The following is a 25216-nucleotide window of genomic DNA, read 5'->3' as shown; positions in this document are numbered from 1 at the left end:
AAAAGCGTTTCGCAGGCAATAAAAAAAGGAGACCCGTCGGCCTCCCTTTGAGAACTTCGTCCGTGCTCGACGCTTTTGACGTCGGCTCACCTCACTCCGTCTTCTGGACGGTGTGTAGCCCGGGGGCCAACTCAGCTCCTGTGGGAGTGGTGGCCGCGGCGGGCCTGATTCGGCGGGCCGCTGTGGACTGTTTGTCCGGGCAGTGATTCTGGTGATAAGAATAGGCTTGGGGCGGCGACAGAGGATTGCGAAGATTGCTCAAATAAACATGACTTGCGCAATTTTTCACCCTGGATAGATAATCCACCGCAATAGTTATGATAAAGGCCTGATTCATGAGCAAACTCGACCGATACGACTTGAGCATTTTGGCGGAATTGCAGCGCGACGCGCGCATCTCCAATCAGGAGCTCGCCGAGCGCATCGGCCTGTCGCCATCGCCGTGTTCGCGGCGGGTCAAACAGCTTGAAGACGACGGCTACATCACCCGCCAGGTGGCCCTGCTCGACCGCAAGATGCTCGGCCTGAGCCTGACCGCTTATGTGTTGATCGGTATGGACCGGCACACACCCGAGCGCTTCGAAAACTTCGAAGCCGCCATCCGCACCTTGCCGCAAGTGCTCGAATGCAGCCTGGTGACCGGGATGGACGCCGACTATCAACTCAAGGTGGTGGTGCCGGACATGGACCATTACCAAAAACTGCTGCTCGGCCATCTGACCCGCATCGAAGGTGTGACCAGCGTTCGCTCAAGCTTTGTGCTGAACCAGGTACTCAACAGCACCGAGTTGCCGTTGACCCATCTGCGCAGCTGACGGATCGCTGCCGCTCTCACTTGGCAAGGAGCTGCCGAAGGCTGCGATCTTTTGCGCCAAGCCTTATAGTTGCCCCATTCACGCTTCCAAGAGATGCCCAATGAGTCAGGACACGCCGTATATCTTCGACGCCACTACTGCCGATTTCGACCAGTCGGTGATCGAGAACTCGTTCCACAAGCCGGTGCTGGTGGATTTCTGGGCTGAATGGTGCGCGCCGTGCAAGGCGCTGATGCCAATGCTGCAAACCATCGCCGAGAGCTATCAGGGCGAGTTGCTGCTGGCCAAGGTCAACTGCGACGTCGAGCCCGATATCGTTTCGCGTTTCGGCATTCGCAGCCTGCCGACGGTGGTGCTGTTCAAGGACGGTCAGCCGGTGGACGGTTTTGCCGGCGCGCAGCCCGAATCCGCCGTCCGCGCACTGCTTGAACCGCACGTACAAATGCCACCGCCGGCCGCTGCCGACCCGTTCGAACAGGCTCAGGCGCTGTTCGACGAAGGCCGTTTCGCTGATGCCGAGGCCACGCTGAAAGTGCTGCTGGGTGAGGACAACACCAACGCCCGCGCGTTGATTCTCTACGCGCGCTGCCTGACCGAACGCGGCGAGTTGGGCGAGGCCCAGGTCGTGCTCGATGCGGTGAAAAGCGATGAACACAAAGCCGCACTGGCGGGTGCCAAGGCGCAGATCAAGTTTCTCGGTCAGGCCGCTGACTTGCCGGATGTCGCTGACCTGAAATCCCGTCTGGCGCAAAACCCGCAGGATGATGAAGCCGTCTACCAACTGGCGATCCAGCAACTGGCCCGCCAACAGTACGAGCCAGCGCTGGACTCGCTGCTCAAGCTGTTCATCCGCAATCGCAATTACAGCGAAGGGTTGCCGCACAAGACCTTGCTGCAAGTGTTCGAACTGCTGGGCAACGATCACACGCTGGTGACCGTTTATCGCCGCAAGTTGTTTGCTGCGTTGTATTGAAAGATCAAAAGATCGTCCGAACGCGGCCCGAACCTTCGGCAGCTCCTTGGGAGTACGCCGAGCCGTTGAGCTGGCGCAGCCTGCGATCTTTTGATTTTGATGTTTGCGCCTATTCGATCCAGCGGTAGAGCGGCGTATCCCCGCCGCTCACTACCTTGACCTCGGCGCTATGGCGCAAGCGCACCAGCAAGCGTTTGCCGGCGACGGTGTTGCCGGTCAAACCCTCCAGCCGCTCCAGCAGATCCGGTCCCGTCAGTTGCCCGGACTGGCGCAGCAGATCCTTGGCGAGCTGCCACAGCACCTCATCCTGATTGACCGGTTTGACCACCGGATCAGCCACCGGCGCAGTTTTTTCTGGCGTGCTTACCTGCAACTGCGCGCCAAGCCGCGCCCAATCCCCATCGTCCAATTCCAGGGTCAAATCCACCGGCCAATCGCCGATGCTTCCACGAATGCGCAACATTGGGGTTTCCTCAGGTTTATGACGAACATGCTCCCACGCGTCTTGCGCAACGCCAAGCGGACAGTCAAACTCTCGCCACTCTTGTTATAAGATTACATAACAAAGTTTTCATCTTCCTTCCCGGAGACATTCCATGCGCCGTCTGCTACTCGCTTTGCCGTTTGCCCTGTTGCCGCTGGCTATCGCTCAGGCCGCTGAAGTTCATGATCACGAGCATGAACACGGCAGCCTGGGCGCCCACGAACACGGCGTCGGACGTTTGAACGCGGCGCTGGACGGTCAGACGCTGGAACTGGAGCTCGAAAGCCCGGCGATGAACCTGGTGGGCTTTGAACACGTTGCCAGCAGCGATGCAGACAAGGCTAAAGTTGCCGCCGCTCGTGCACAGTTGGAGAAACCGCTGGTGCTGTTCAGCCTGCCAAAAGCGGCCAACTGCGTCGTCAGTCAGCAAGAACTGAACAGCCCGCTGTTCGGTGACAAACCAGACACCGATGATCACGACGACGATGACGACCATGCGACCGACGGTAAAGGCTCAGCCGCCGAAGAGCATCACCACGATCACAGCGAAATCCACGCGCACTACCAATTCACCTGCGCCGCCCCTGGCGCGCTGAAGACCCTGGACCTGTCGCAAGTATTCAAGACCTTCCCTGCGACGCAGAAAATTCAGGTACAACTGATCAGCCCAAGCGGCCAGCAAGGGGTTGAAGTCACCTCGAAGGCTGCGGCACTGAATTTCTGATCCACCCCGATCCCGTAGGAGCTGCCGAAGGCTGCGATCTGTTGATCTTGATCTTCTAAAGTCAACAGATCGCAGCCTTCGGCAGCTTTACGGGACTTCAATCTCCATGAAATTGGCGCTATGACCCAAGCACTCATCGAACTGTCAGACCTGGGCTTCAACTGGCCCGGTCATCCGCCTTTACTGGATATCCCGGCGTTTCGTCTGGAGCCCGGTGAAACGCTGTTTCTCAAAGGCCCCAGCGGCAGTGGCAAAACCACCCTGCTCGGCCTGCTCGGTGGCGTGCAGAAACCCAATCGCGGGAGCATTCGCCTGCTCGGCCAAGAGCTGACCGAGCTTTCGGCCGGCGCCCGCGATCATTTTCGGGTGGACCACACGGGCTACATCTTCCAGCAGTTCAACCTGCTGCCGTTTCTCTCGGTGCGTGAGAACGTCGAACTGCCATGCCACTTCTCTAAACTGCGTGCCAGCCGCGCGATTCAGCGCCACGGCAGCATTGATCAGGCGGCTGCGACCTTACTCGCGCACTTGGGGCTCAAGGATGAAAACATGCTCGGCCGCCGTGCCGACTCACTGTCCATCGGCCAACAACAGCGGGTCGCCGCTGCCCGTGCGCTGATCGGCCAGCCGGAACTGGTGATCGCCGACGAACCAACCTCGGCGCTTGATTACGACGCCCGTGAGGCATTTATCCGTTTGCTGTTCGCCGAGTGCCGCGAAGCCGGCTCCAGCCTGCTGTTCGTCAGCCACGACCAGAGCCTGGCGCCACTGTTCGATCGTCACCTGTCGCTGGCCGAACTCAATCGCGCCGCCACGCCGCCCGAGGTCTGAAATGTACTTGTTTCGTCTAGCCATGGCCAGCCTGGCTAACCGCCGCTTCACCGCGATCCTTACCGCGTTCGCCATCGCCTTGTCGGTCTGCCTGCTGTTGGCGGTGGAACGGGTACGCACCGAAGCCAAGAGCAGTTTCGCCAGCACCATCAGCGGCACCGACCTGATTGTCGGCGCGCGCTCAGGTTCGGTGAACTTGCTGCTGTACTCGGTGTTTCGCATTGGCAACGCCACCAACAACATCCGTTGGGACAGCTTTGAGCACTTCGCCAACAACCCGAAAGTGAAATGGGCGATCCCGATTTCCCTCGGTGACTCACATCGCGGTTATCGAGTGATGGGCACCACCGATGCCTACTTCCAGCATTACCAGTACGGCCATCAGCAAAACCTGCAACTGGCCAGCGGCCGGGCGTTTGCCACGGATCCGTTCGAAGTGGTGCTGGGTGCCGAAGTGGCCGATGCGCTGCATTACAAACTCGGCGACAAACTGGTGCTGGCTCACGGTGTGGCGGTGATCAGCCTGGTCAAGCACGACGACAAGCCGTTCACCGTGGTCGGCATCCTGAAACGCACCGGCACCCCGGTTGACCGCACGTTGCACATCAGCCTCGGCGGTATGGAGGCGATTCACATCGATTGGCACAACGGCGTGCCGGCTCAGGGCAGCGGTCGTATCAGCGCCGATCAGGCGCGCAACATGGACCTCACGCCGCAAGCCATCACCGCGTTCATGCTCGGCCTCAAAAACAAGATTTCGACCTTCGCCGTGCAACGCGAGATCAATGAATTCCGTGGCGAGCCGATGCTGGCGATTCTGCCGGGCGTAGCCTTGCAGGAGCTCTGGAGCCTGATGGGCACCGCTGAAAAAGCGCTGTTCGTGGTGTCGCTGTTCGTCGTACTGACCGGGTTGATCGGCATGCTCACGGCGATTCTCACCAGCCTCAACGAACGTCGCCGCGAGATGGCGATTCTGCGTTCGGTCGGAGCCCGGCCGTGGCACATCGCAACGTTGTTGGTGCTGGAAGCCTTTGCGTTGGCGCTGTCCGGGGTGGTTTCGGGCCTGGCGTTGCTGTATGTCTGCATAGCCGCCGCACAGGACTACGTGCAATCGACCTACGGGTTATACCTGCCGCTGGCCTGGCCAAGCGAGTATGAATGGACGCTGCTCGGTGGCATCCTGATCGCCGCGCTGCTGATGGGCAGCGTGCCAGCCTGGCGCGCCTACCGCCAATCGTTGGCCGATGGTCTGTCGATCCGTTTATGAGGACATTGAAGATGCTCCGCGCTCTGCCTGCGCTGTTGATGCTGGTCGCCCTGCCCCTGTGGGCGGCCGCGCCAAAAGACCTGACCTGGTCGGAAATGATCCCGCCGGACGCTCCGGCGGAAGTGCCGAACATGAAGCCGCTGCACGACCTGTCGCAGATGAGCAGCGCGCTGTCCGCCGAGTCTGCTCCGGCGGCCAAGCAAGACATGCCCAATGCACCGGTAGTGAAAAGCCTCAACGGCCAGAACATCCGCTTGCCGGGTTACATCGTGCCGCTGGAAGTCAGCGAGGAGGGTCGCACCACCGATTTTCTGCTGGTGCCGTATTTCGGCGCATGCATCCATGTGCCACCTCCGCCCTCGAACCAGATCGTCCACGTCAAAAGCCAGGTTGGGGTGAAGCTCGACGAGCTCTATCAGCCGTACTGGATTGAAGGTGCATTGCAGGTCAAAGCGTCGACCAGCGAGTTGGCGGATGCCGGTTACCAGATGGATGCGGACAAAATCTACGTGTATGAATTGCCGGAGTGAAACCGACGGTTATTCGTATCGTTGGTACTGCCAAGATCGCAGCCTCCGGCAGCTCCTACAGATGTACACATTCCACTGTAGGAGCTGCCGGAGGCTGCGATCTTTCAGGGGCCATCACTGTTTCATTGAGCTGAGTCAAAATTGCTGTTCCTGACGCTTCGTACCATTGGACATAGAGAATTTGAATCGTCCTTTGGAGCTCCCATGCACAAGTCATTGCTTAGCGCTTCCCTCATTGCATTCGCGCTTGCAACCCCGTTCGCCCAAGCCCATGAAGCCGGTGACATCATCGTTCGGGCCGGTGCAATCACTGTTAACCCAACAGCCAGCAGTTCCAGCGTCAAGGTTGATCGCGGCCCCTTGACGGGTGCCGACCTGGGCGGCAAGGCAACCATGAACAGCAACACTCAGCTGGGCCTGAACTTCGCGTACATGCTCACCAACAATGTCGGCATCGAGCTGCTCGCCGCCTCGCCGTTCGAGCATGACGTGAACCTCAAAGGCACCTCCCTGGGCGCGGCCAACGGTAAGCTCGGCACCCTCAAACACCTGCCGCCGACCCTGAGCGTGGTTTACTACCCGCTCGACAATAAGTCTGCATTCCAGCCGTACGTGGGCGCCGGTATCAACTACACCTGGATCTACGACGAAAAGCTCAGTAACGAAGCGCAAGCCAACGGCTTCAGCAACTTCAAGACGACCAACTCCTGGGGCCTGGCCTGGCAGGTCGGGGCTGACTACATGTTGACCGACAACATCATGCTCAACGCCCAGGCACGCTACATCGACATCAACACCCGTGCGACCGTGGAAAACGACGCCGTGGCGCCGGGCACTCGGGCCAGGGTCAACGTGGATGTGGACCCGTTCGTGTACATGGTTGGCCTGGGTTACAAGTTCTAAACCACACACGCACAAAAAAAGGCGCCTCGAAAGGCGCCTTTTTCATGGCTGCGAAAAACTCAGCGCCCCAACAACCGCGCCAGCCCGACGCTCATCGGCGTCTGCTCGGGGAAGGTGAAGCGCTGCAACAGACGCTGGTTGTTCGCCCGCGAATGGCGGATGTCGCCGGAACGCGCCGGGGCGTAGGTGATCGGTGGCAACCCACCCACCACCTCGCCCAAAGCCTGGAGCATTTGCTTGAGAGTCGTCGCCTGATTCCAGCCGACATTGACCGCTCCCACTTCAAGCGCAGGCGCTTCAATGGCCTGCACCAGCAGGTCAACCAGGTCTTCGACATAAACAAAATCACGGGTCTGTTCGCCGTCACCGAACACGGTGATCGGCAGGCCTTTCTGCGCGCGCTCGCTGAAAATGCTAATCACCCCGGAGTACGGCGATGAGGGATCCTGGCGCGGTCCAAAGATATTGAAGAAACGGAAAATCGCCGGTTCCAGACCGTGCTGACGACGGTAGAAGTCGAGGTAGAACTCGCCTGCCAGCTTGTCCGAAGCATATGGCGTAAGCGGTGCCTTGGTCGTCTCTTCGTCGATCGACTCGCCTTCACCGTTATTGCCGTAGACCGCTGCGCTTGAAGCGAACAGCACTCGTTTGACCCCGGCCTGACGCATCGCTTCGCAGACATTCAAGGTGCCGATGAAATTGCTCTGGTGAGTGCGTACCGGATCATCCACCGACGCCTGAACCGACGCCACGGCGGCCAAATGCGCCACAGCGCTGCAACCGAGCATCACCTGCGCCACCCGCTTGGCATCGGCCACGTCACCTTCGATCAATTCGACCCGTGGATTATCCAGCGGCAGGTTGCTGCGCTTACCGGTGGACAGGTCGTCGAGGATGCGGACCGAATGGCCCTTGGCGAGCAACGCGTCAGCAAGGTGCGAACCAATGAAGCCCGCACCGCCAGTGATCAAAACAGGGCCATCAGCCATGACGATAAAACCTATCCAGTAAGCCCGGGAGCGCCGCGCGCCAAGCGCGTGGCTTGATCCCGAAGGTGTGCAGAATTTTCTTGCAGGCCAGTACCGCGTGTTGCGGTTCTTCGGCGGCATCCGGACGCGCGGCGTGCGCCTGCGCGGTCGGTGCTTCGACGGCCAGCGGGTGCAGATTGCGGGCCTCCGTGAGGATCGCTTGCCCCAGCGCCAGCGGCGTGGTCGCCTCATGCCCGGCGTAGTGGTAAGTGCCCCACAGTGGCGCTGCGCAATCGAGTTGCTTGAGCACTGAAATAATCACCCGCGCAGCATCGTCCACCGGTGTCGGGTTGCCACGCCGGTCGTCGGCCATCAGCAACTCTTCAGGCAGTTCGGCCCGCGCGAGGAAACGTCCGAGGGTGCCATCGACGCTATCATCGAGCAGCCAGCCAAAGCGCAGCATCACGTGTTGCGGGCAGGTCGCGCGCACACTTTGCTCGATACGCCACAGGGCCTGGCCACGCAGGCCCAGCGGCACAGGCTCATCTTTTTCGCTGTAGGCCGTCGCCCGCGAGCCATCGAATACTCGATAGCTGGAAGGCTGCAGCAGGACAATGTTGTGATGCTGGCACAGTTCGGCCAGCCGCTCGACCGCTCGTTCCTGCCCGGCCAGGCGCGCCTCGGCCACACTCTCCGCCTGAAACCAGTCGAAGTAATAGGCGAGATTGATCAGCGCATCGGGGCGCGTATCGTCGAGCAGTTGTGTCAGGCTCGCGGCGTCCCAGCCGTCTTGCGGTGGACGGGGGGCGAGGAAGCCGATGTCTTCCTCCGCACCGAGGCGAATCAGCGCCTGCCCAAGGGCATTTCCGCCACCCAGTAACATAAGGCGCATTCGCATAGAGTCAGCAGGCCCAGTCTGTTTGGAACGATGATTTTATCGACAGCGCCCGCAGGCGTTGCCGTTGAGAGTTGTCGGAATCGTTGCATTTTGCGGGTTAAAAGCGCAAACGTCACCCGTAAAGTGTAGAACCACCTGTTTGGCGCGGACCACTGCGATGAGGGAGCTTGCATCTTGCGCCCCCCAGCCGCATAAATTACCGCATGAATCTCCCCGAATCCGCCGACAGCGCCCTGAGCGGCTTTCACCCTGCCGTCAGCGCCTGGTTCAACAACACCTTCCCAGCGGTCACCGCCGCTCAAGCCGGCGCGTGGCCGTTGATCCGCCAGCGCCGCTCGACACTGGTCGCCGCACCTACTGGCTCCGGCAAAACCCTCACGGCGTTTCTTGCAGTCATCGATGACCTGGTCCAGCAAGGCCTGGCCCTGGGTGGCGCGCTGCCCGACGAAACCCTGGTGGTTTACGTCTCGCCTCTCAAAGCGCTGTCCAACGACATTCAGATCAACCTGCAAAACCCGCTGGCCGGTATCACCGAACAACTGCAGCGATTGGGCTTCCCCGAATTACCGATCAACACCGCCGTACGCACGGGCGATACCCCGCAAAAGGACCGTTCAGCGATGCGCAAAAGCGCGCCGCACATTCTGGTGACCACCCCTGAATCGCTGTACGTGCTGCTCGGTTCCGACTCTGGCCGGCGCATGCTCGCCAGCACCCGCACAGTGATTGTCGACGAAATCCACGCCATCGCCGGCAGCAAACGCGGCAGCCATTTGGCCCTGAGCCTCGAGCGCTTGCAGGCCTTATGTCGCGAGCCGCTGATGCGCATCGGCCTGTCCGCCACGCAAAAACCCATCGAAGCGGTTTCGCGTTTTCTGGTGGGCACCGACCGCCCCTGCGAGATCGTCGATATCGGCCACGCCCGCCCACGGGATCTGGGCATCGAAGTGCCGCCGGTGCCGTTGTCGGCGGTGATGGCCAACGATGTCTGGGAGCTGGTCTACGACCGTATCGCCACGCTGGCGCGCGAACACCGGACCACCCTGATTTTCGTCAACACCCGACGTTTGGCCGAGCGTTTGAGCCGTCATCTCAGTGAGCGTCTGGGCAAAGACGCGGTCGCCTCTCACCATGGCAGCCTGGCCAAGGAGTTTCGCCTCGATGCCGAACAGCGGCTCAAGCGTGGCGATTTGCAAGTGCTGATCGCCACCGCGTCGCTGGAACTGGGCATCGACATCGGCGACGTCGATCTGGTCTGCCAGATTGCCTCGCCGCGTTCGATAGCCGGGTTTCTGCAACGGGTCGGACGCTCCGGACACCAGGTCGGCGGCACACCCAAGGGCCGTCTGTTCGCCACCACCCGCGACGACCTGATCGAATGCGCCGCCCTGCTCGACTGCGTGCGCCGGGGCGAACTCGATACCTTGCTGATTCCTGTCGCGCCGCTGGACGTATTGGCGCAGCAGATCATCGCCGAGGTCAGTTGCCAGGAATGGCAGGAACAGGCACTGCTCGAAACACTGCGTCGCGCATCGCCCTACGCCGAACTCGACGACACGCACTATCAAGCGCTGCTACAGATGCTCGCCGAAGGCTATAACGGTCGCCAGGGGATCCGCAGCGCCTACCTGCACCGCGACGCGGTCACTCGCACATTGCGCGGGCGACGCGGCGCCAAGCTGACGGCGGTGACCAGCGGCGGGACGATTCCGGACAATGCCGATTACAGCGTTTTGCTGGAACCACAAGGGCTGAACATCGGCAGCGTCAACGAAGACTTCGCGGTGGAAAGCATTGCCGGCGATGTCTTTCAGTTGGGTAACACTTCGTACCGGATCCAGCGGGTCGAAACCGGCAAGATTCGCGTCGAAGATGCCCAAGGCCAGCCGCCGACCATCCCCTTCTGGCTCGGCGAAGCACCGGGGCGCAGTGCCGAACTGTCGTTCGCCGTGGCGCGCCTGCACGCACAACTCGATGCGCTACTGAGTGCTACACCCGGCGATACGCAGCCAAGCCTCGACTGGCTGACCGAGACCCTTGGCCTGAACCTCGCCAGCGCCGAACAATTGGTGGAATACCTCGCCCGCGCCCGGCTGACGCTCGGCGCCCTGCCATCTCAGGACACGCTGCTGATGGAGCGGTTTTTCGACGAGTCCGGCGGCACCCAACTGATCATTCACACGCCGTTCGGTAGCCGCATCAACCGCGCCTGGGGCCTGGCCCTGCGCAAGCGCTTTTGCCGCACCTTCAACTTCGAATTGCAGGCGGCCGCCAGCGAAGACGCGATCGTGCTGTCGCTGTCCACCAGCCACAGTTTCGAGTTGGACGAGGTCTGGCGTTATTTGCACAGCAACAGCGCCGAACAGATCCTGACTCAGGCCGTACTCGACGCCCCGCTGTTCGGTGTGCGCTGGCGCTGGAACGCCGGTGTTGCCCTGGCGTTGCCGCGTTACAGCGGCGGACGCAAAGTGCCGCCGCAGATCCAGCGGATGAAAAGCGAAGACCTGATCGCCAGCGTGTTTCCCGACCAGATCGCCTGCCTGGAAAACCTCGCCGGCGAGCGCGAAATTCCCGATCACCCGCTGGTCGAACAAACCCTCGACGATTGTCTGCACGAAGCGATGGACTGCGATGGCTGGCTGGCCCTGTTGCAGCGAATGGAACGCGGTGAGGTGCGGTTGATCAGCCGCGACTTGCCGGCGCCCTCGCCGCTGGCAGCGGAAATCCTCAGCGCTCGGCCCTACACCTTTCTCGACGATGCGCCGCTGGAAGAACGCCGCACACAGGCGGTGCTCAACCGGCGCTGGAGCGACCCGCAAACGACCGATGACCTCGGCGCGCTGGATGCCGAGGCCATTCAATCGGTGCGCGAAGAGGCTTGGCCACTGCCGACCAACGCCGATGAAATGCATGAAGCGCTGATGAGCCTGGCCGCCATCAGCGACACCGAAGCGCAGGCCAATCCGCAGTGGCTGCACTGGCTGCAAACCCTGGCTGATGGGGGGCGCGCCAGCCGTTTGCAGATCAATACAGAGCAAACGCTATGGCTGGCGCTGGAGCGCCTGACCTGCCTGCAAGCGATCTATCCACAGGCCGCGTTGCAGCCGCCGTTGCAGGCCTTGCCGGGTTTCGACGAACCCTGGGACGTCGATGAGGCGCTGGTCGAGCTGATCCGCGCGCGTCTCAGTGCATTTGGTCCGCTGCCGATTCATATGATCGCTCAACCGCTGGGACTTTCGACGGCTCACGTCACTCAAGCCCTGGCGCAACTGGAGCGCGAAGGCTACGTGTTACGCGGGCGTTTCAGTCCAGCAGCCACACAGGAAGAATGGTGCGAGCGGCATTTGCTGGCGCGCATTCATCGCTACACGGTCAAACGCCTGCGGCGGGAAATCGAGCCCGTGGCGTTGCAGGATTTCATGCGTTTTCTGTTTGACTGGCAGCATCTGTCACCGGTAACGCAAGGCCAGGGCAGCGCGATGTTGCCGGCGATTGTCAGTCAGTTCGAAGGCTACCCGGCGGCCGCGTCTGCCTGGGACAGCGATATTCTGCCGGCGCGATTCAAGGGCTATTCGTCGACGTGGCTGGATGAGTTGTGCCGCAGCGGCAAGCTGGTCTGGACCCGGCTGACCACCCGCAACAAGGCCAGTAGCGTGGCGCTGCGCAGTACGCCGATCGTGTTGTTGCCACGGGCGCAACTGGTGCTCTGGAGCAGCCTGACCGAGCCACCAGAAGTCAGTGAACTGTCGCCAAAAACCCGGAAAGTTCATCAAGCGTTGAGCCAACAGGGCGCGCTGTTTTTCGATGAGCTGCTGCACGAAACCCATCTGCTGCGCAGTGAACTGGAGATCGCCTTGCAGGAACTGGTCGGCGCCGGACGGGTCAACGCCGACAGCTTCGCCGGCCTGCGCGCATTGATTACGCCCGCCAGCAAACGCCAGGCGCGCAGCAGCCGACGTGGACGCGGTGCGTTTGTCGGCGGAATGGACGATGCCGGACGTTGGGCCTTGTTGCGACGTCAAACGCCACCAGCGGTTGTGGGTAACCGTGGCACCTCGAGCGAAACCCTCGAACACATCGCCCTGACCTTGCTCAGGCGCTATGGTGTGGTGTTCTGGCGTTTGCTGGAACGCGAGGCCGACTGGCTGCCGAGTTGGCGCGAACTGCTGCGCACCTTTCATCGACTGGAGGCACGCGGAGAGATTCGCGGCGGACGCTTTGTCAGTGGTCTGGCGGGCGAGCAATTCGCCTTGCCCGAAGCGATTCCGCTGCTGCGCGAAGTGCGCCGCCGCCCGCATGACGGCAGCCTGATTGGCGTCTGCGGTGTCGACCCGCTGAACCTCGCCGGCACCCTGCTGCCGGGCCACAAAGTCCCCGCCCTCGCCAGCAACCGGTTGGTGTACCGCGATGGCCTGCCGGCCGCTGCCGAAATCGCCGGTACGCAGCATTACTGGCTGGAACTGGACCAACAAGCCAGCGCCGATCTGCACAAGAAATTGACCCAGTACCGCCTCACTCCAGCGACCGTGTAGGAGCTGGCGGAGCCTGCGATCTTTTGATCTTGAACGACTCCCGCCGGCGTCCTGCATACCGTCAAGATCGCAGCCTTCGGCAGCTACTACAAAGTCCGCGCGGGTGCCGTCACCCCAAACCGCGCACGATAATCGCTCGGCGTCAGGCCGGTGATTTTCTTGAATGTAACGCGAAACGCACTCGGGTCCGAGTAGCCGACACTCCAGGCAATATGGTCGATGGTGCCGTTGGTAAACTCGAGCATCTCCCGGGCCTTGCCGACCCGCAGATGCTGGCAGTACTCGGTCGGTTTCAAACCGGTCGCGGCTCGAAAGCGCCGCAGGAATGTCCGCTCCTCCAGCCCCGCCTGCTGAGACATCACGCTCAGTGACACCTCCACCGCCCCGTTGGCTTGCAGCCAATGCTGAACCTTGAGGATTGCTGCATCGCCATGACCCAGAATCGGTGCGAAGTTGCTGCCGCATTCGCTCGCACTGTCGCTGTGCTCGATCACCAGAAAACGTGCGGTACTGGTGGCGATGCTCGGACCCAGCAAACGGTCGACCAGGCGCAAACCCAGCTCCGACCAGGCCATCAACCCCGCAGTGGTGATCAGGTCGCCATCGTCGACGATGGGCTTGTCGGCGTTGAGCGTGATCTTCGGGTAACGCTCGGCGAATTTTTTCGCCGAGGTCCAGTGAGTGGTGGCGCTGCGACCGTCGAGCAAACCACTTTCGGCCAACAGAATCGAGCCCACGCACACCCCACCGAGGGTCGCGCCGGCCGCATGTTGCTGGCGAATCCAGCGAATCAGCGCAGGCGGTGCCTGGCCTTCGGAAAAACCGCCAATCGATGGCGGGATCAACAGCGCTATCAGTGCGCCGTCGGGAGCAGGATGACTGTCGTAAATGCGTTTGGGCGCATGCTCGGCATCAGCCTGCCAGTGGCTGACCCGCAACAATGGCAGCTGCGCGCTCTGGTGCTCGGCGGCGATGCGATTCGCGACACCGAACAGATCCGTCAAACCATGCACCGCCGCCATCTGCGCGCCGGGATAGATCAGCACGCCCAATTCGGCGACTGCGCGTTCTATGCCCATTGTCAGTTTTCCCCCTTCTATTGTCGGTGTGGCCAATCCTCGAACGGCCGGCGAAACCCAATACTTCGTTCCACACCAACCCACCCGAGGCAACACCCATGGCCAAGCAAGCACTTATCGTAGTCGATATCCAGAATGACTACTTCCCCCAGGGCAAATGGCCGCTGGTCGGCGCCGACGCGGCGGCCGACAACGCCGCGCGGATGATCCAGGCCTTCCGTGATGCCGGCGACCAGGTGGTGCATATCCGCCACGAATTCACCTCTGACGCCGCGCCGTTTTTCACGCCGGGCTCGGAGGGCGCGCAACTGCACCCCAAAGTCGTCAACCGCAGTCATGAGCCGGTGCTGCTCAAACACTTCGTCAACGCCTTCCGCGAAACCGAACTACAGTCGATCCTCGACCACCATGGCATCAAAAATCTGGTGATCGTCGGCAGCATGAGCCACATGTGCATCGACGGCGTCACTCGAGCCGCAGCCGACTTTGGCTACAGCGTCACGGTGATCCACGACGCCTGCGCCACTCATGACCTGGAGTTCAACGGCCTTGTGGTTCCGGCCGCCCAGGTACATGCCGCCTTCATGTCGGCCCTGGGTTTTGCCTACGCTACGGTGGTGTCCACCGACGATTTCCTGGCGGCCAGTCACTGAATCTGACCCCATCAAAACCCAAAGGCCTGCAGCGCTGATACGCCGCGGGCCTTTTTTTGTGATGAAAATCAGTACGATAAAAATCTCACGCGTGAGTTGTTGAGGGCGCCTGAATTTATCTGTAGTGTTCTCACGCGTGATGCAAAAAAAAGCGGAGTCACTGCTATGAAACGTCGCTCTCCATCAGCGTCAGACACCGAATCCGCGAGCAGCCAGGGAGAGCGCTCGAAACCCTCCACAAAAAAACCATCGAGCTTCTACATGAAGCAGATGCGTGGAGGCCTTAGCGCCGCCGGCTATGTGAAACATGAAACTTGGGTGCTTCCCGAAAACCGGAGCCTGCTCAAGCAAATGGAGAAACAGCTACGCCAGCCGATCCTGGCTGGTTCATTCATGTTGGAGGATTACATGAGCGCAGGTAACAACTGGAATATCGATCGCCTCTTCAGCGCCCTGCAGGCCCTCGATGAGGTGGCATCAAAGGAAATCACCCCGACGCTGATTCAAGGCTCCGAGCAAAGCATCAAGCTTGAAATGAACGAATTTGGCGGGCTGCCGATTTACATCGCCGTCGTCGGCGAGCAAATCATCGTCGACACCGTGCTGGTCGATCTTGAATCCATCAAGGATGTGCAGCGCTTCAACGATGCCGTGCTGCGCAGCCGGGAAATGTTCCCCCTGTCGTCGATCGGCATCGAAACCATGCCCAACGGGCAGACCGTCTACAACATGTTCGGCGCACTCAGCTCCGAGTCCAGCCTGACCAACGTCGTGACCGAAATCAAAACCCTGGTCGACAACGTTCAGCGCGCCAGCGAAGCCTTCGAAAGCTTCTTCAACTAATTTTCGGGAGTACGACGCATGCAAAACCAATCGATCTGGAGCAAGTTGTTCACCGCACTGCGCGGCGGCGCCAGCGAAGTCGGCGAAGCCATCGCCGACCAACAGGCCCTGCGCATCCTCGATCAGGAAATCCGCGACGCCGACAACGCCCTGGCAAACGCCAAGCGCGAACTGGTCACCATCATGGCCAAGCACAAACTCTCGGTCGAGCGCGTGGCTCAGTACAACGCCAAGATCAAGGATCTGGAGTCCAAGGCCATGGCCGCAATCCAGGCCAACCGTGAAGACCTGGCACTGGAAGTGGCCGAAGCCATTTCGACCCTGACCAACGAACTCGATGGCGAACAGAAGCAATCCGCCGAGTTCGGCGCCTACGCCGACAAAATGCGCAAGGACATCACCAAGGCCGAAGCCCGCATCAAGAGCCTGCGCCAGCAAGTGGACATGGCCAAGGCCCGTGAAAGCGTACAGAAAGCACAGGTCAGCGCTTCCATCGCCAGCGGCGGCGCCAACGGCAAGCTGGAAACCGCGGTCAGCACCTTGAATCGCCTGCAAGCCAAGCAGGAGCAACGGGCCGCCGAGCTGGAAGCGAGTGACGAACTGGCAGACGCGTCCACCGGTAACGACCTGGAGCGCAAGCTGCGCGAAGCCGGCATCACCCCGGACCAGGGCAGCGCAAACGCGATTCTGGACCGTCTGAAAAAGCAATCGGCCGAGTAAGCGACTTACGCAAGCACTCAAAAGCAAGGGCACCGACGTGCCCTTCTTTTTGTCGACTAGAGGACAAGGATGGACAGGGTAACCGGCTTCAAGATCATCGCAGGTCTGACTCTGTTGATGGTCGCGATCCACCTGCTGAACATGCTGACAGGCTACAGCCTGACGATGTTCGGCCTGGCACCCCGAACCGCCCACGGCCTCGTCGGGATTGTGGTTTCACCGTTTCTGCACGTATCCACAGCCCACCTGATCGCCAACCTGGTGCCGTTCCTGGTGCTGGGAACCCTGGTGATCGCCGAGGGTTTCAAACGCTTTGCGGTGGTCAGCGCAATCATCATTCTGCTCGGCGGCTCGCTGGTCTGGCTGTTCGGTTTCAATGGCGTTCATGTGGGCGCCAGCGCCTGGGTCTTTGGTCTCTGGGCGTACCTTCTGGGACGCGCCTGGTTCCACCGCAGCTGGAGCAACGTGCTGATCGCCGGGACTGTCGCCCTCCTCTACGGAGGTCTGATTTTCGGCTTTATTCCGCGCCCGGGCGTTTCAGTTGAAGGGCACATTGGCGGCGCATTCGCCGGATTTATTGCAGCCGGGCTACTTCTCTCTGCGCCACGCAGCAGGTCTAATGCAGCCCGATAAACACGCTGCACCAGAAAGGTCGGCGGCGTGTTACTTCGTTAAGGACGCGTCAGCCCCAGGGAGCCAGGGACGAATGTCGATTTTCCTCTTGTTACGCGTGTACGCAGCGTCGCTCTTCCACACGCCTGGATGGGCCCGCCTTGCCATCGCCCGCCTGGGCGAGCTGGCGCGCCTCATCGGCTACCGCGCCAAGGGCTCACAACAGCCTTCAATCAACCCGCCCGGCGCCATCTGCGCCCAGGGCGGCGAACGCGTCTATATCGCCTCCACCCGCCTGAAGGAAATCACCAATGGGATGGTTTAAACAGTTGATGGGCCTTGAGGCTCCGACACCCACTGACCGTGCGCCGGTTGCCGGACCTCTCGGGCTCGGCCAGGGAAAAGCGTTGATATTCGACACCACCCTTAAACTGTTGCTCGACGAAAAAACCAGCGTCGTCATTCCCGGCACCCAGCAGATCTGGAGCGTCGGCACTGTTGACCTCGGCCAGTCGACCTGGCTTTCGCGCTACTACATGGACGACGAAGACTTCTGGCTGCAGGTTCACACCACCGGCGCCATCGCCGGCCAGGTCGAGTCGGTGATCCTGTTCAACTACCAAAGCTACGTCACCCTCAACAGCGAAGCCGAGTTGCGCAGGCTCGCGGGGCCGGACAGCCTGATCGGCCTGCCGACCTACACCCATGACGGCGTCGAATACACCCGCGAATGGGGCACCGAGGCCGGGCAGACCGAACTGGTGACTTTCACTGAGCAGGTCAGCAATCCGGATCAGTCCTACGTCGTGGAACATCGTTCGATGCTCTACGCCCGCGAGACCGGCCTGACCGACCGCCGCGAATTTCTGCTGTTCTCGGTGGAAGAAGACGCCGAAGGCAGCATCAGCTTGAGCACCTCACTGGGCATCTCGCTGTACACCACCGACCTCAATACTCTTTAAAAAGGAACAGCCAATGCTAGAAGCACTTTCCGTCTCGCTGAACAAAGCCGCCGTCCTGGGATTTGTTTCGTACATCATCGGTGCCGCCCTGCTGTTCGCGATTTTCCAGTTCATCTACACCCGCATCACGCCGCACAGAGAGTTCGAACTGATTCGCTCCGGCAACACCGCGGCCGCCATCGCCCTGTCCGGCGCCATCATCGGCTTCGCGATCCCGGCGAGCAATGTGATTGCCTACTCGGTCAACCTGCTGGACTTCGCGGTGTGGGCGCTGATTGCCGCAGCGGTGCAACTGCTGGCGTTCCTGATGACCAACCTGGTGCTCAAAGGTACCTCCGAACGCATCCGTAACGGCGAAATCGCTGCAGCCATCTACGTCGCCGCCGTCGCCATCAGCGTTGGCCTGCTCAATGCCGCGTGCATGACCCCCTCACAGAACTGATCGCGCCACGGAGGCAATGATGAAACGAAGCAAGTACGTTCAACTGTCCCTGGCAGCATCGGTCGCCATCGCAATATCAGGTTGCGGGCCGACTGAAAAAACCTACGCAGTGAATCAAAAATTCAACTTTCAATCCGTGCAGCAGTGCGTGGATCAAAAGTTTCCGGTGAATGTCTGCTCCGATGCCTACATGAGCGCCATCGCCGAACACCGTCGTCTCGCACCGCTGTACGACAGCCAGGCCGATTGCGACGCCGACTTTGTCGCCGACTGGTGCCAACAGGACTCCACCGGCAAGTTCATTCCAAAGCTCGGCGGCTTCGAGTTGGCAGCCAACGGCCAGATCACGCAGACCCAACTGGACACCGCCAGAGCACAACTGCCGGCCTCCGAAGTGAGCTCAGGCGGTTCAGGGGGAGTCGTAAACGGTCTTCTCGCCGGCATGCTCATCAGCAACATGCTGAGCAGCAACCGCGGCAGCTACAACTCCGAACCGGTTTACCGCTACCGTGATTCACGCGGTGACTTCTCATCGTCGACGCTCAGCCAGCGCATCGCCACGGGCTCGAGCTTCACCAAATCGGACCAGGCGAAATATGGCAAGGGCTACAACAGCTCTACGTTCAAGTCGAGCAGCACCAAGCCAATCTCGGTAGCGTCGTCCACTTCCCGAGGCGGCTTTGGTAGCCAGGCCAGCGCACGCAGCGGCTGGGGCGGATCGAGCAGTTTCGGTGGATCGAGCAGTTAAGGAGCCAGCGCCATGAAGAAAATCCTCTGCCAGGAACGTCACGACTGGAAGCAGACCGCCGAAAACCTCGGCTTTATGTTTCACACCATCGACGACGAACCCTACTGGGACGAGAGCGCGTATTACCAATTCACGCTCAAGCAGATCGAGAATGATCTCGAAGATCCCACCACCGAGATCCATGAAATGTGCATGGATCTGGTCGACCGGGTGGTACAGAGCGAAGAACTGCTGGAACGCCTGAGCATTCCGCCCCCCTTCTTCGACATGATTCGCACTTCATGGCGCGAAGGCCATCCGCACCTGTACGGTCGCCTGGACTTCTCCTACAACGGCAACGGCCCCGCCAAATTGCTGGAACTCAACTACGACACGCCCACCAGCCTGTACGAGGCGTCGGCGTTTCAGTGGGGCTGGCTGGAACAATGCATCGAGCGCGGCTTACTGCCCAGCCATGCCGACCAGTTCAACAGCATCGACACCAAGCTGCACCAGGCCTTTGCGCAATTGCAGATCAAACAACCTTTCTACTTCGCCTCGATGAAAGCCTCCGTCGAAGACAAGGGCACCACCGACTACTTGCGCCTTATCGCGGAAAAAGTCGGGATCGAGTCACGCCATATCGATATCGAAGACATCGGCCTCAACAGTGAAGGACGCTTCGTCGATCTCGAAGAACGCTGGATTCCTCACCTGTTCAAACTGCACGCCTGGGAATTCATTTTCCACGAGCCGTTTGGTGAAGCCATCGCCCAGAGTGACACGCAGTTTTTCGAGCCTGCCTGGAAATCGATCATCTCGAACAAAGGCATCCTCCCCCTGTTGTGGGAGCTCAACAAAGGGCACCCGAACCTGCTCGCCACCCACCTCGACACCGAGCCCACCAGAACGGTGCCTAAAGGCTGGGTGCGCAAACCGTTCTTCTCCCGCGAAGGCGCCAACATCGAACTGCACACCCCGGATGGTCTGGTCGTGAAGGAAGACGGGCCGTACACCGACGCGCCGTTCATCCTTCAGGAGTTCGCCCCTCTGCCGCAATTCGGCGACAGCTATACGCTGATCGGCTCCTGGGTAATCGGCGACCAGGCTGCCGGAATCGGCGTGCGCGAGGACAACAGCTTGATCACCAAAGACTCAAGTCGCTTCCTGCCGCACCTGATACTCGACTGAACAACTTCCCACCCCCCGGAAAGCGCCCAAAGAAAAAGGCCCGCAGCGTTAGCTACGGGCCTTTTTTCTACATCCGACAGATCTGATGATCTAGAACGGAATATCGTCATCAAAGCTGTCGAAATCCGGAGCCGGTTGCGGAGCGGCCTGCTGTTGTGGCGCTGGACGCGACTCACGCTGCGGCTGCTGCGATGGCTGTGGACGGGACTGCTGCGGACGCGGCGCCGAGTTGGACATGCCGCCCTGGCCTTGTTGGTCGCCCTGTGGACGGCCGCCCAGCAACTGCATGGTGCCTTGCATGTCGACCACGATTTCAGTGGTGTAACGCTTGATACCGTCTTTTTCCCACTCGCGGGTTTGCAGCTTGCCTTCGATGTAGACCTGCGAACCTTTACGCAGGTATTCGCCGGCGATTTCCGCAACCTTGCCGAACATCGATACACGGTGCCATTCGGTCTTTTCGACTTTCTGGCCGGTTTGCTTGTCGGTCCATTGTTCGCTGGTCGCCAGACTCAGGTTGGTCACGGCGTTACCGTTAGGCAAGTAGCGAACTTCGGGATCCTGGCCGCAAGTGCCGACCAATATGACTTTGTTAACCCCACGGGCCATAACGTTCTCCTAGGCTTCGCACGCTGTCGGGGCCGGGTTGTTGACCAGGCTCTCGAGGGTCGTGCGATCCAATAGTTCGGTGTCCAATTTGATGTAAATGGCCGCTTCATCAGCAACCACCACTGCATCTGTTACCCCAACGACGGCCAGCAGGCGCTCGACCAGACCAGCTTCGCGGATCGCTTCAGGCGATAACGGCAAGCGCAGGCTCGTCACATAGGGAGGTTCACGCATGGTAACAGCAAAGGCCAACCAGAGGGCAGCCAGTCCTGCGCACCCAAGGAACACAACCGACAGACCGCCATGCTGGAACAGCCAGCCACCCATGATCCCGCCCAGTGCCGAACCGAGGAACTGGCTGGTGGAATAAACCCCCATCGCCGTGCCCTTGCCGCCTGCCGGTGAAACCTTGCTGATCAGCGACGGCAACGAAGCTTCCAGCAGATTGAACGCGGTGAAGAACACCACTGTACCAATCACCAAAGCCCGCAAGCTGTCGCCGAACTGCCAGAAGAATAGCTCAGTGAGCATCAGCGTACTGACTGCACCGAGTAAAACTCGTTTCATTTTGCGTTTCTTCTCGCCGTAGATAATGAACGGGATCATGGCAAAGAACGAAATCAGCAGCGCGGTCAGGTACACCCACCAGTGCTGCTCCTTGGGCAGCCCGGCTTTCTCGACCAGCGCCAGCGGCAACGCAACGAAGCTCGACATCAACATCGCGTGTAACACAAAAATACCCAGGTCCAGACGGAGCAGATCCGGATGCTTGAGCGTCGGGATCAGCGCCTGACGGGCAACGCCGGATTCGCGGTGCTGCAACGGACCGGTGGCGTGCGGCACCATGAACATCACGATCACGATGCCAAACAGCGCCATGCCGCCAGTGGCGAGGAACAACCCGGACAGACCGAAGGCACGGGTCAGCAATGGCCCGACCACCATGGCGACAGCAAACGACAGACCGATGGTCATGCCGATCATGGCCATGGCCTTGGTCCGATGCTGTTCGCGGGTCAGGTCCGACAGCAAGGCCATGACCGCGGCGGAAATCGCCCCGGCGCCTTGCAGGATTCGTCCGGCGATCACGCCCCAGATCGAATCGGCATTGGCGGCCAAAACGCTGCCGAGGGCGAAGACGATCAGCCCCAGGTAGATCACCGGACGACGACCGATACGGTCGGAAATGATCCCGAACGGAATCTGAAAAATCGCCTGAGTCAGACCGTAAGCGCCAATCGCCAGACCGATCAGAGCCGGGGTCGCTCCTGCGAGATCCATTCCATAGGTCGCCAACACCGGCAACACCATAAACATGCCAAGCATACGGAAAGCGAACACCAGGGCCAGACCGCTTGCTGCGCGGGTCTCGCCACCACTCATGCGTTCGCTGTGGGGATCGTGCATGGAATAACCTCATGTGAACCGGCGGCGATTCTACCAGTCCCATCGGTTGACGGGGTATAGGGCGACGCTTTGACGCGCACGGCTGACACAGTCTTCATGTAAGGCGACGAGACCACGATTTGATAGTGTGCATCCATCCAGTGTTTGGCCGTATACTCCTACGTTTTCGACGCCCGCCAAGCGAGGCCACCTTGGACAAGATCCTGATTCGTGGGGCTCGAACCCACAACCTGAAGAACATCGACCTGACCCTGCCACGGGACAAACTGATCGTCATCACCGGTTTGTCCGGGTCCGGCAAGTCTTCCCTGGCATTCGACACGCTGTACGCCGAGGGCCAGCGACGCTATGTCGAGTCGCTGTCGGCCTACGCCCGGCAGTTCCTGTCGATGATGGAAAAACCTGACGTCGACACCATCGAAGGCCTGTCGCCAGCCATCTCCATCGAACAGAAATCGACCTCGCACAACCCGCGCTCGACAGTCGGCACCATCACCGAAATCTACGACTACCTGCGCTTGCTCTACGCTCGCGTGGGTATTCCGCGCTGTCCGGATCACGATATTCCGCTGGAAGCGCAGACCGTCAGCCAGATGGTCGACCTGGTGCTCGCCGAACCCGAAGGCAGCAAGTTGATGCTGCTGGCGCCGGTGATCCGCGAGCGCAAGGGCGAACACCTTTCGGTCTTCGAAGAACTGCGCGCCCAGGGCTTTGTCCGGGCTCGGGTCAACGGCAAGCTCTTCGAACTGGACGAGTTGCCGAAGCTGGATAAACAGAAAAAGCACTCGATCGATGTCGTGGTCGACCGCTTCAAGGTCCGCGCCGATCTGCAACAAAGGCTGGCCGAGTCGTTCGAGACCGCGCTGAAGCTGGCAGACGGGATAGCCCTGGTCGCGCCGATGGACGACGAGCCGGGGGAAGAAATGATCTTCTCCGCACGCTTCGCCTGCCCGATCTGCGGCCATGCGATCAGCGAACTGGAACCCAAGCTGTTCTCCTTCAACAACCCGGCCGGCGCCTGTCCGACCTGCGACGGCTTGGGGGTTAAACAGTTCTTCGACATCAAGCGCCTGGTCAATGGCGAACTGACCCTGGCCGAGGGCGCGATTCGCGGCTGGGACAGACGCAACGTCTATTACTTCCAGATGCTCGGCTCACTGGCCTCGCATTACGGTTTCAGCCTGGAAGTGCCGTTCAATCAACTGCCGGCCGATCAGCAAAAGGTCATCCTGCATGGCAGCGGCACGCAGAACGTCGACTTCAAGTACCTGAACGACCGTGGTGACATCGTCAAACGCTCGCACCCTTTCGAAGGCATCGTGCCGAACCTGGACCGTCGCTACCGCGAAACCGAGTCCGCTTCGGTACGAGAAGAGCTGGCCAAGTTCCTCAGCACCCAGCCTTGTCCGGATTGCCGTGGCACTCGCCTACGTCGTGAAGCGCGGCATGTGTGGGTCGGCGAGAAGACACTGCCGGCAGTGACCAACCTGCCGATTGGCGATGCGTCCGATTACTTCGGCACACTGAAACTGACCGGTCGACGCGGCGAAATTGCCGACAAGATTCTCAAGGAAATCCGCGAGCGCTTGCAGTTCCTGGTCAACGTCGGCCTCGATTACCTGTCGCTGGACCGCAGTGCCGACACGCTGTCTGGCGGTGAAGCACAACGTATTCGTCTGGCCAGCCAGATCGGCGCCGGCCTGGTGGGCGTGTTGTACATTCTCGATGAGCCGTCGATTGGCTTGCACCAGCGCGATAACGATCGACTGCTTGGGACGCTCAAGCATCTGCGCGATATCGGCAACACGGTGATCGTGGTCGAGCACGACGAAGATGCGATTCGTCTGGCCGACTATGTCGTGGACATCGGCCCGGGTGCTGGCGTACACGGCGGTCACATTGTCGCCGAAGGCACCCCGGCAGAAGTGATGGCGCACCCTGACTCGCTGACCGGCAAATATCTGTCGGGCCGGGTGAAGATCGAAGTTCCGGCCAAACGCACGCCGCGCAACAAGAAGCTCTCGCTATCGCTCAAGGGCGCTCGGGGCAACAACTTGCGGAATGTCGATCTGGACATTCCGATTGGCTTGCTGACCTGCGTGACCGGCGTGTCCGGTTCGGGCAAGTCAACGCTGATCAACAATACCCTGTTCCCGCTCAGCGCCACAGCACTGAATGGCGCGACGACCCTGGAAGCCGCAGCCCACGACAGCATCAAGGGTCTTGAGCATCTGGACAAAGTCGTCGACATCGACCAAAGCCCGATCGGCCGTACGCCACGCTCCAACCCGGCGACCTACACCGGGCTGTTCACACCGATTCGTGAATTATTTGCCGGTGTGCCGGAATCCCGTTCGCGTGGCTACGGTCCCGGGCGCTTCTCCTTCAACGTGAAGGGCGGACGCTGCGAGGCCTGTCAGGGCGATGGCCTGATCAAGGTGGAAATGCACTTCCTGCCGGACATCTACGTTCCGTGCGACGCCTGCAAGAGCAAGCGCTACAACCGCGAAACCCTGGAGATCAAGTACAAGGGCAAGAGCATCCACGAAACGCTGGAAATGACCATCGAAGAAGCCCGAGTGTTCTTCGATGCCGTTCCGGCGCTGGCGCGCAAGCTTCAAACGTTGATGGATGTAGGCCTGTCGTACATCAAGCTGGGGCAATCAGCGACCACCCTGTCGGGCGGTGAGGCGCAACGGGTCAAGCTGTCCCGCGAGCTTTCCAAGCGCGATACCGGCAAAACCCTGTACATCCTCGATGAGCCGACCACCGGCCTGCACTTCGCGGATATCCAGCAACTGCTTGATGTACTCCACCGTCTGCGCGATCACGGCAACACTGTCGTGGTGATCGAACACAACCTGGACGTGATCAAGACCGCTGACTGGCTGGTGGACCTTGGGCCGGAAGGCGGCTCCAAAGGCGGGCAGATCATTGCCGTGGGTACACCGGAGGAAGTGGCCGAGATGAAGCAGTCTCATACAGGCTACTACCTCAAGCCGCTGCTGGAGCGCGATCGGGCTTAACATCGGCGCACGAAAAAGCC

At 60.5% G+C, this 25216-nt stretch carries 23 protein-coding genes and 1 pseudogene; 18 read left to right on the top strand and 6 right to left on the bottom strand.

Annotated features, from left to right (window positions below; all coding sequences use genetic code 11):
• Positions 1-335: 335 nt before the first annotated feature.
• Entirely contained in the window at positions 336-815 is a 480-nt protein-coding gene (locus BLL42_RS17360) for an Lrp/AsnC family transcriptional regulator (protein ID WP_007894448.1), read from the top strand.
• Positions 816-915: 100 nt separating this feature from the next.
• Entirely contained in the window at positions 916-1788 is an 873-nt protein-coding gene (gene trxA / locus BLL42_RS17355; protein ID WP_071553176.1) for a thioredoxin, read from the top strand.
• A gap of 109 nt (positions 1789-1897) precedes the next feature.
• On the opposite strand, the gene BLL42_RS17350 is transcribed toward trxA, so the two are convergent.
• The gene (locus tag BLL42_RS17350) at positions 1898-2251 is read right to left on the bottom strand and encodes a hypothetical protein (RefSeq protein ID WP_071553175.1); all 354 of its coding nucleotides are present in this window, start codon (positions 2249-2251) and stop codon (positions 1898-1900) included.
• 133 nt (positions 2252-2384) lie between these two features.
• Here BLL42_RS17350 and BLL42_RS17345 point away from each other — a divergent pair, with 133 nt between their 5' ends.
• The 5 genes from BLL42_RS17345 to BLL42_RS17325 all read left to right on the top strand — a co-directional run bounded on the left by BLL42_RS17345 (position 2385) and on the right by BLL42_RS17325 (position 6527).
• A complete protein-coding gene (locus tag BLL42_RS17345; RefSeq protein ID WP_071553174.1) occupies positions 2385-2996 on the top strand; it encodes a DUF2796 domain-containing protein in 612 nt (203 codons plus the stop codon).
• 120 nt (positions 2997-3116) lie between these two features.
• Positions 3117-3827, top strand: a complete 711-nt coding sequence (locus BLL42_RS17340; RefSeq protein WP_071553173.1) for an ABC transporter ATP-binding protein — start codon at positions 3117-3119, stop codon at positions 3825-3827.
• A 1-nt stretch (position 3828) separates the two neighbouring features.
• Positions 3829-5094, top strand: coding sequence for an ABC transporter permease (locus BLL42_RS17335; RefSeq protein ID WP_071553172.1), 1266 nt, complete (start codon positions 3829-3831; stop codon positions 5092-5094).
• An 11-nt stretch (positions 5095-5105) separates the two neighbouring features.
• Complete coding sequence (locus BLL42_RS17330) at positions 5106-5624, top strand: DUF3299 domain-containing protein (RefSeq protein WP_071553171.1); 519 nt, start codon at positions 5106-5108, stop codon at positions 5622-5624.
• A gap of 204 nt (positions 5625-5828) precedes the next feature.
• A complete protein-coding gene (locus tag BLL42_RS17325) occupies positions 5829-6527 on the top strand; it encodes an OmpW/AlkL family protein (RefSeq protein ID WP_071553170.1) in 699 nt (232 codons plus the stop codon).
• 59 nt (positions 6528-6586) lie between these two features.
• Here the strand turns inward: BLL42_RS17325 and pgnE are convergent, their stop codons facing one another.
• Both pgnE and BLL42_RS17315 read right to left on the bottom strand, forming a co-directional pair.
• On the bottom strand, positions 6587-7516 hold the full coding sequence (gene pgnE, locus BLL42_RS17320; protein ID WP_071553169.1) for a UDP-N-acetylglucosamine epimerase PgnE: 930 nt from the start codon (positions 7514-7516) through the stop codon (positions 6587-6589).
• Positions 7509-8393, bottom strand: a complete 885-nt coding sequence (locus BLL42_RS17315; protein WP_071553168.1) for a sugar nucleotide-binding protein — start codon at positions 8391-8393, stop codon at positions 7509-7511. Before BLL42_RS17315 ends, pgnE begins: the two co-directional genes overlap by 8 nt.
• A 203-nt stretch (positions 8394-8596) precedes the next feature.
• Here BLL42_RS17315 and BLL42_RS17310 point away from each other — a divergent pair, with 203 nt between their 5' ends.
• On the top strand, positions 8597-12925 hold the full coding sequence (locus BLL42_RS17310; RefSeq protein WP_071553167.1) for a DEAD/DEAH box helicase: 4329 nt from the start codon (positions 8597-8599) through the stop codon (positions 12923-12925).
• An 86-nt stretch (positions 12926-13011) separates the two neighbouring features.
• Here BLL42_RS17310 and BLL42_RS17305 read toward each other — a convergent pair whose 3' ends face one another.
• On the bottom strand, positions 13012-14004 hold the full coding sequence (locus tag BLL42_RS17305) for a GlxA family transcriptional regulator (protein WP_071553166.1): 993 nt from the start codon (positions 14002-14004) through the stop codon (positions 13012-13014).
• 98 nt (positions 14005-14102) lie between these two features.
• Between BLL42_RS17305 and BLL42_RS17300 the strand changes: the two genes are divergently transcribed.
• The 9 genes and pseudogenes from BLL42_RS17300 (at position 14103) to BLL42_RS17260 (ending at position 20154) form a co-directional block, all read left to right on the top strand.
• The gene (locus BLL42_RS17300; RefSeq protein WP_071553165.1) at positions 14103-14657 is read left to right on the top strand and encodes a cysteine hydrolase family protein; all 555 of its coding nucleotides are present in this window, start codon (positions 14103-14105) and stop codon (positions 14655-14657) included.
• Positions 14658-14822: 165 nt separating this feature from the next.
• Positions 14823-15500, top strand: coding sequence for a YjfI family protein (locus BLL42_RS17295; RefSeq protein WP_071553164.1), 678 nt, complete (start codon positions 14823-14825; stop codon positions 15498-15500).
• 18 nt (positions 15501-15518) lie between these two features.
• Positions 15519-16220: a PspA/IM30 family protein gene (locus tag BLL42_RS17290; protein ID WP_071553163.1), complete on the top strand. Its 702-nt coding sequence runs from the start codon at positions 15519-15521 to the stop codon at positions 16218-16220.
• A 69-nt stretch (positions 16221-16289) separates the two neighbouring features.
• Positions 16290-16853, top strand: coding sequence for a rhomboid family intramembrane serine protease (locus BLL42_RS17285; RefSeq protein WP_071553162.1), 564 nt, complete (start codon positions 16290-16292; stop codon positions 16851-16853).
• A gap of 166 nt (positions 16854-17019) precedes the next feature.
• Positions 17020-17157, top strand: a pseudogene (locus BLL42_RS29715) (potassium channel protein); the annotation flags it as partial.
• Positions 17144-17794, top strand: a complete 651-nt coding sequence (locus BLL42_RS17275) for a DUF2491 family protein (RefSeq protein ID WP_071553160.1) — start codon at positions 17144-17146, stop codon at positions 17792-17794. The pseudogene BLL42_RS29715 and the gene BLL42_RS17275, both read left to right, overlap by 14 nt.
• 13 nt (positions 17795-17807) lie before the next feature.
• A complete protein-coding gene (locus tag BLL42_RS17270; RefSeq protein WP_071553159.1) occupies positions 17808-18236 on the top strand; it encodes a DUF350 domain-containing protein in 429 nt (142 codons plus the stop codon).
• Positions 18237-18255: 19 nt separating this feature from the next.
• On the top strand, positions 18256-18984 hold the full coding sequence (locus BLL42_RS17265) for a DUF1190 domain-containing protein (RefSeq protein ID WP_071553158.1): 729 nt from the start codon (positions 18256-18258) through the stop codon (positions 18982-18984).
• Between the two features lie 12 nt (positions 18985-18996).
• Complete coding sequence (locus tag BLL42_RS17260) at positions 18997-20154, top strand: glutathionylspermidine synthase family protein (protein ID WP_071553157.1); 1158 nt, start codon at positions 18997-18999, stop codon at positions 20152-20154.
• A gap of 90 nt (positions 20155-20244) precedes the next feature.
• Here BLL42_RS17260 and BLL42_RS17255 read toward each other — a convergent pair whose 3' ends face one another.
• Together BLL42_RS17255 and BLL42_RS17250 are read right to left on the bottom strand one after the other, a co-directional pair.
• Entirely contained in the window at positions 20245-20763 is a 519-nt protein-coding gene (locus BLL42_RS17255) for a single-stranded DNA-binding protein (protein ID WP_071553156.1), read from the bottom strand.
• A 9-nt stretch (positions 20764-20772) separates the two neighbouring features.
• Positions 20773-22170 carry an MFS transporter gene (locus BLL42_RS17250; protein WP_071553155.1) on the bottom strand — a complete coding sequence of 466 codons (1398 nt, stop codon included), beginning with the start codon at positions 22168-22170 and terminating at the stop codon, positions 20773-20775.
• A gap of 191 nt (positions 22171-22361) precedes the next feature.
• On the opposite strand from BLL42_RS17250, the gene uvrA reads away from it, so the two are divergent.
• A complete protein-coding gene (gene uvrA / locus BLL42_RS17245; protein ID WP_071553154.1) occupies positions 22362-25196 on the top strand; it encodes an excinuclease ABC subunit UvrA in 2835 nt (944 codons plus the stop codon).
• The last annotated feature ends 20 nt before the right edge of the window (positions 25197-25216 follow it).

Origin of the sequence: Pseudomonas frederiksbergensis (assembly GCF_001874645.1) — a bacterium.
Lineage (GTDB): Bacteria > Pseudomonadota > Gammaproteobacteria > Pseudomonadales > Pseudomonadaceae > Aquipseudomonas > Aquipseudomonas frederiksbergensis_B.
The sequence above is the reverse complement of the archived record's forward strand: the minus strand, read 5'-3'. Positions and strand labels throughout refer to the sequence as shown.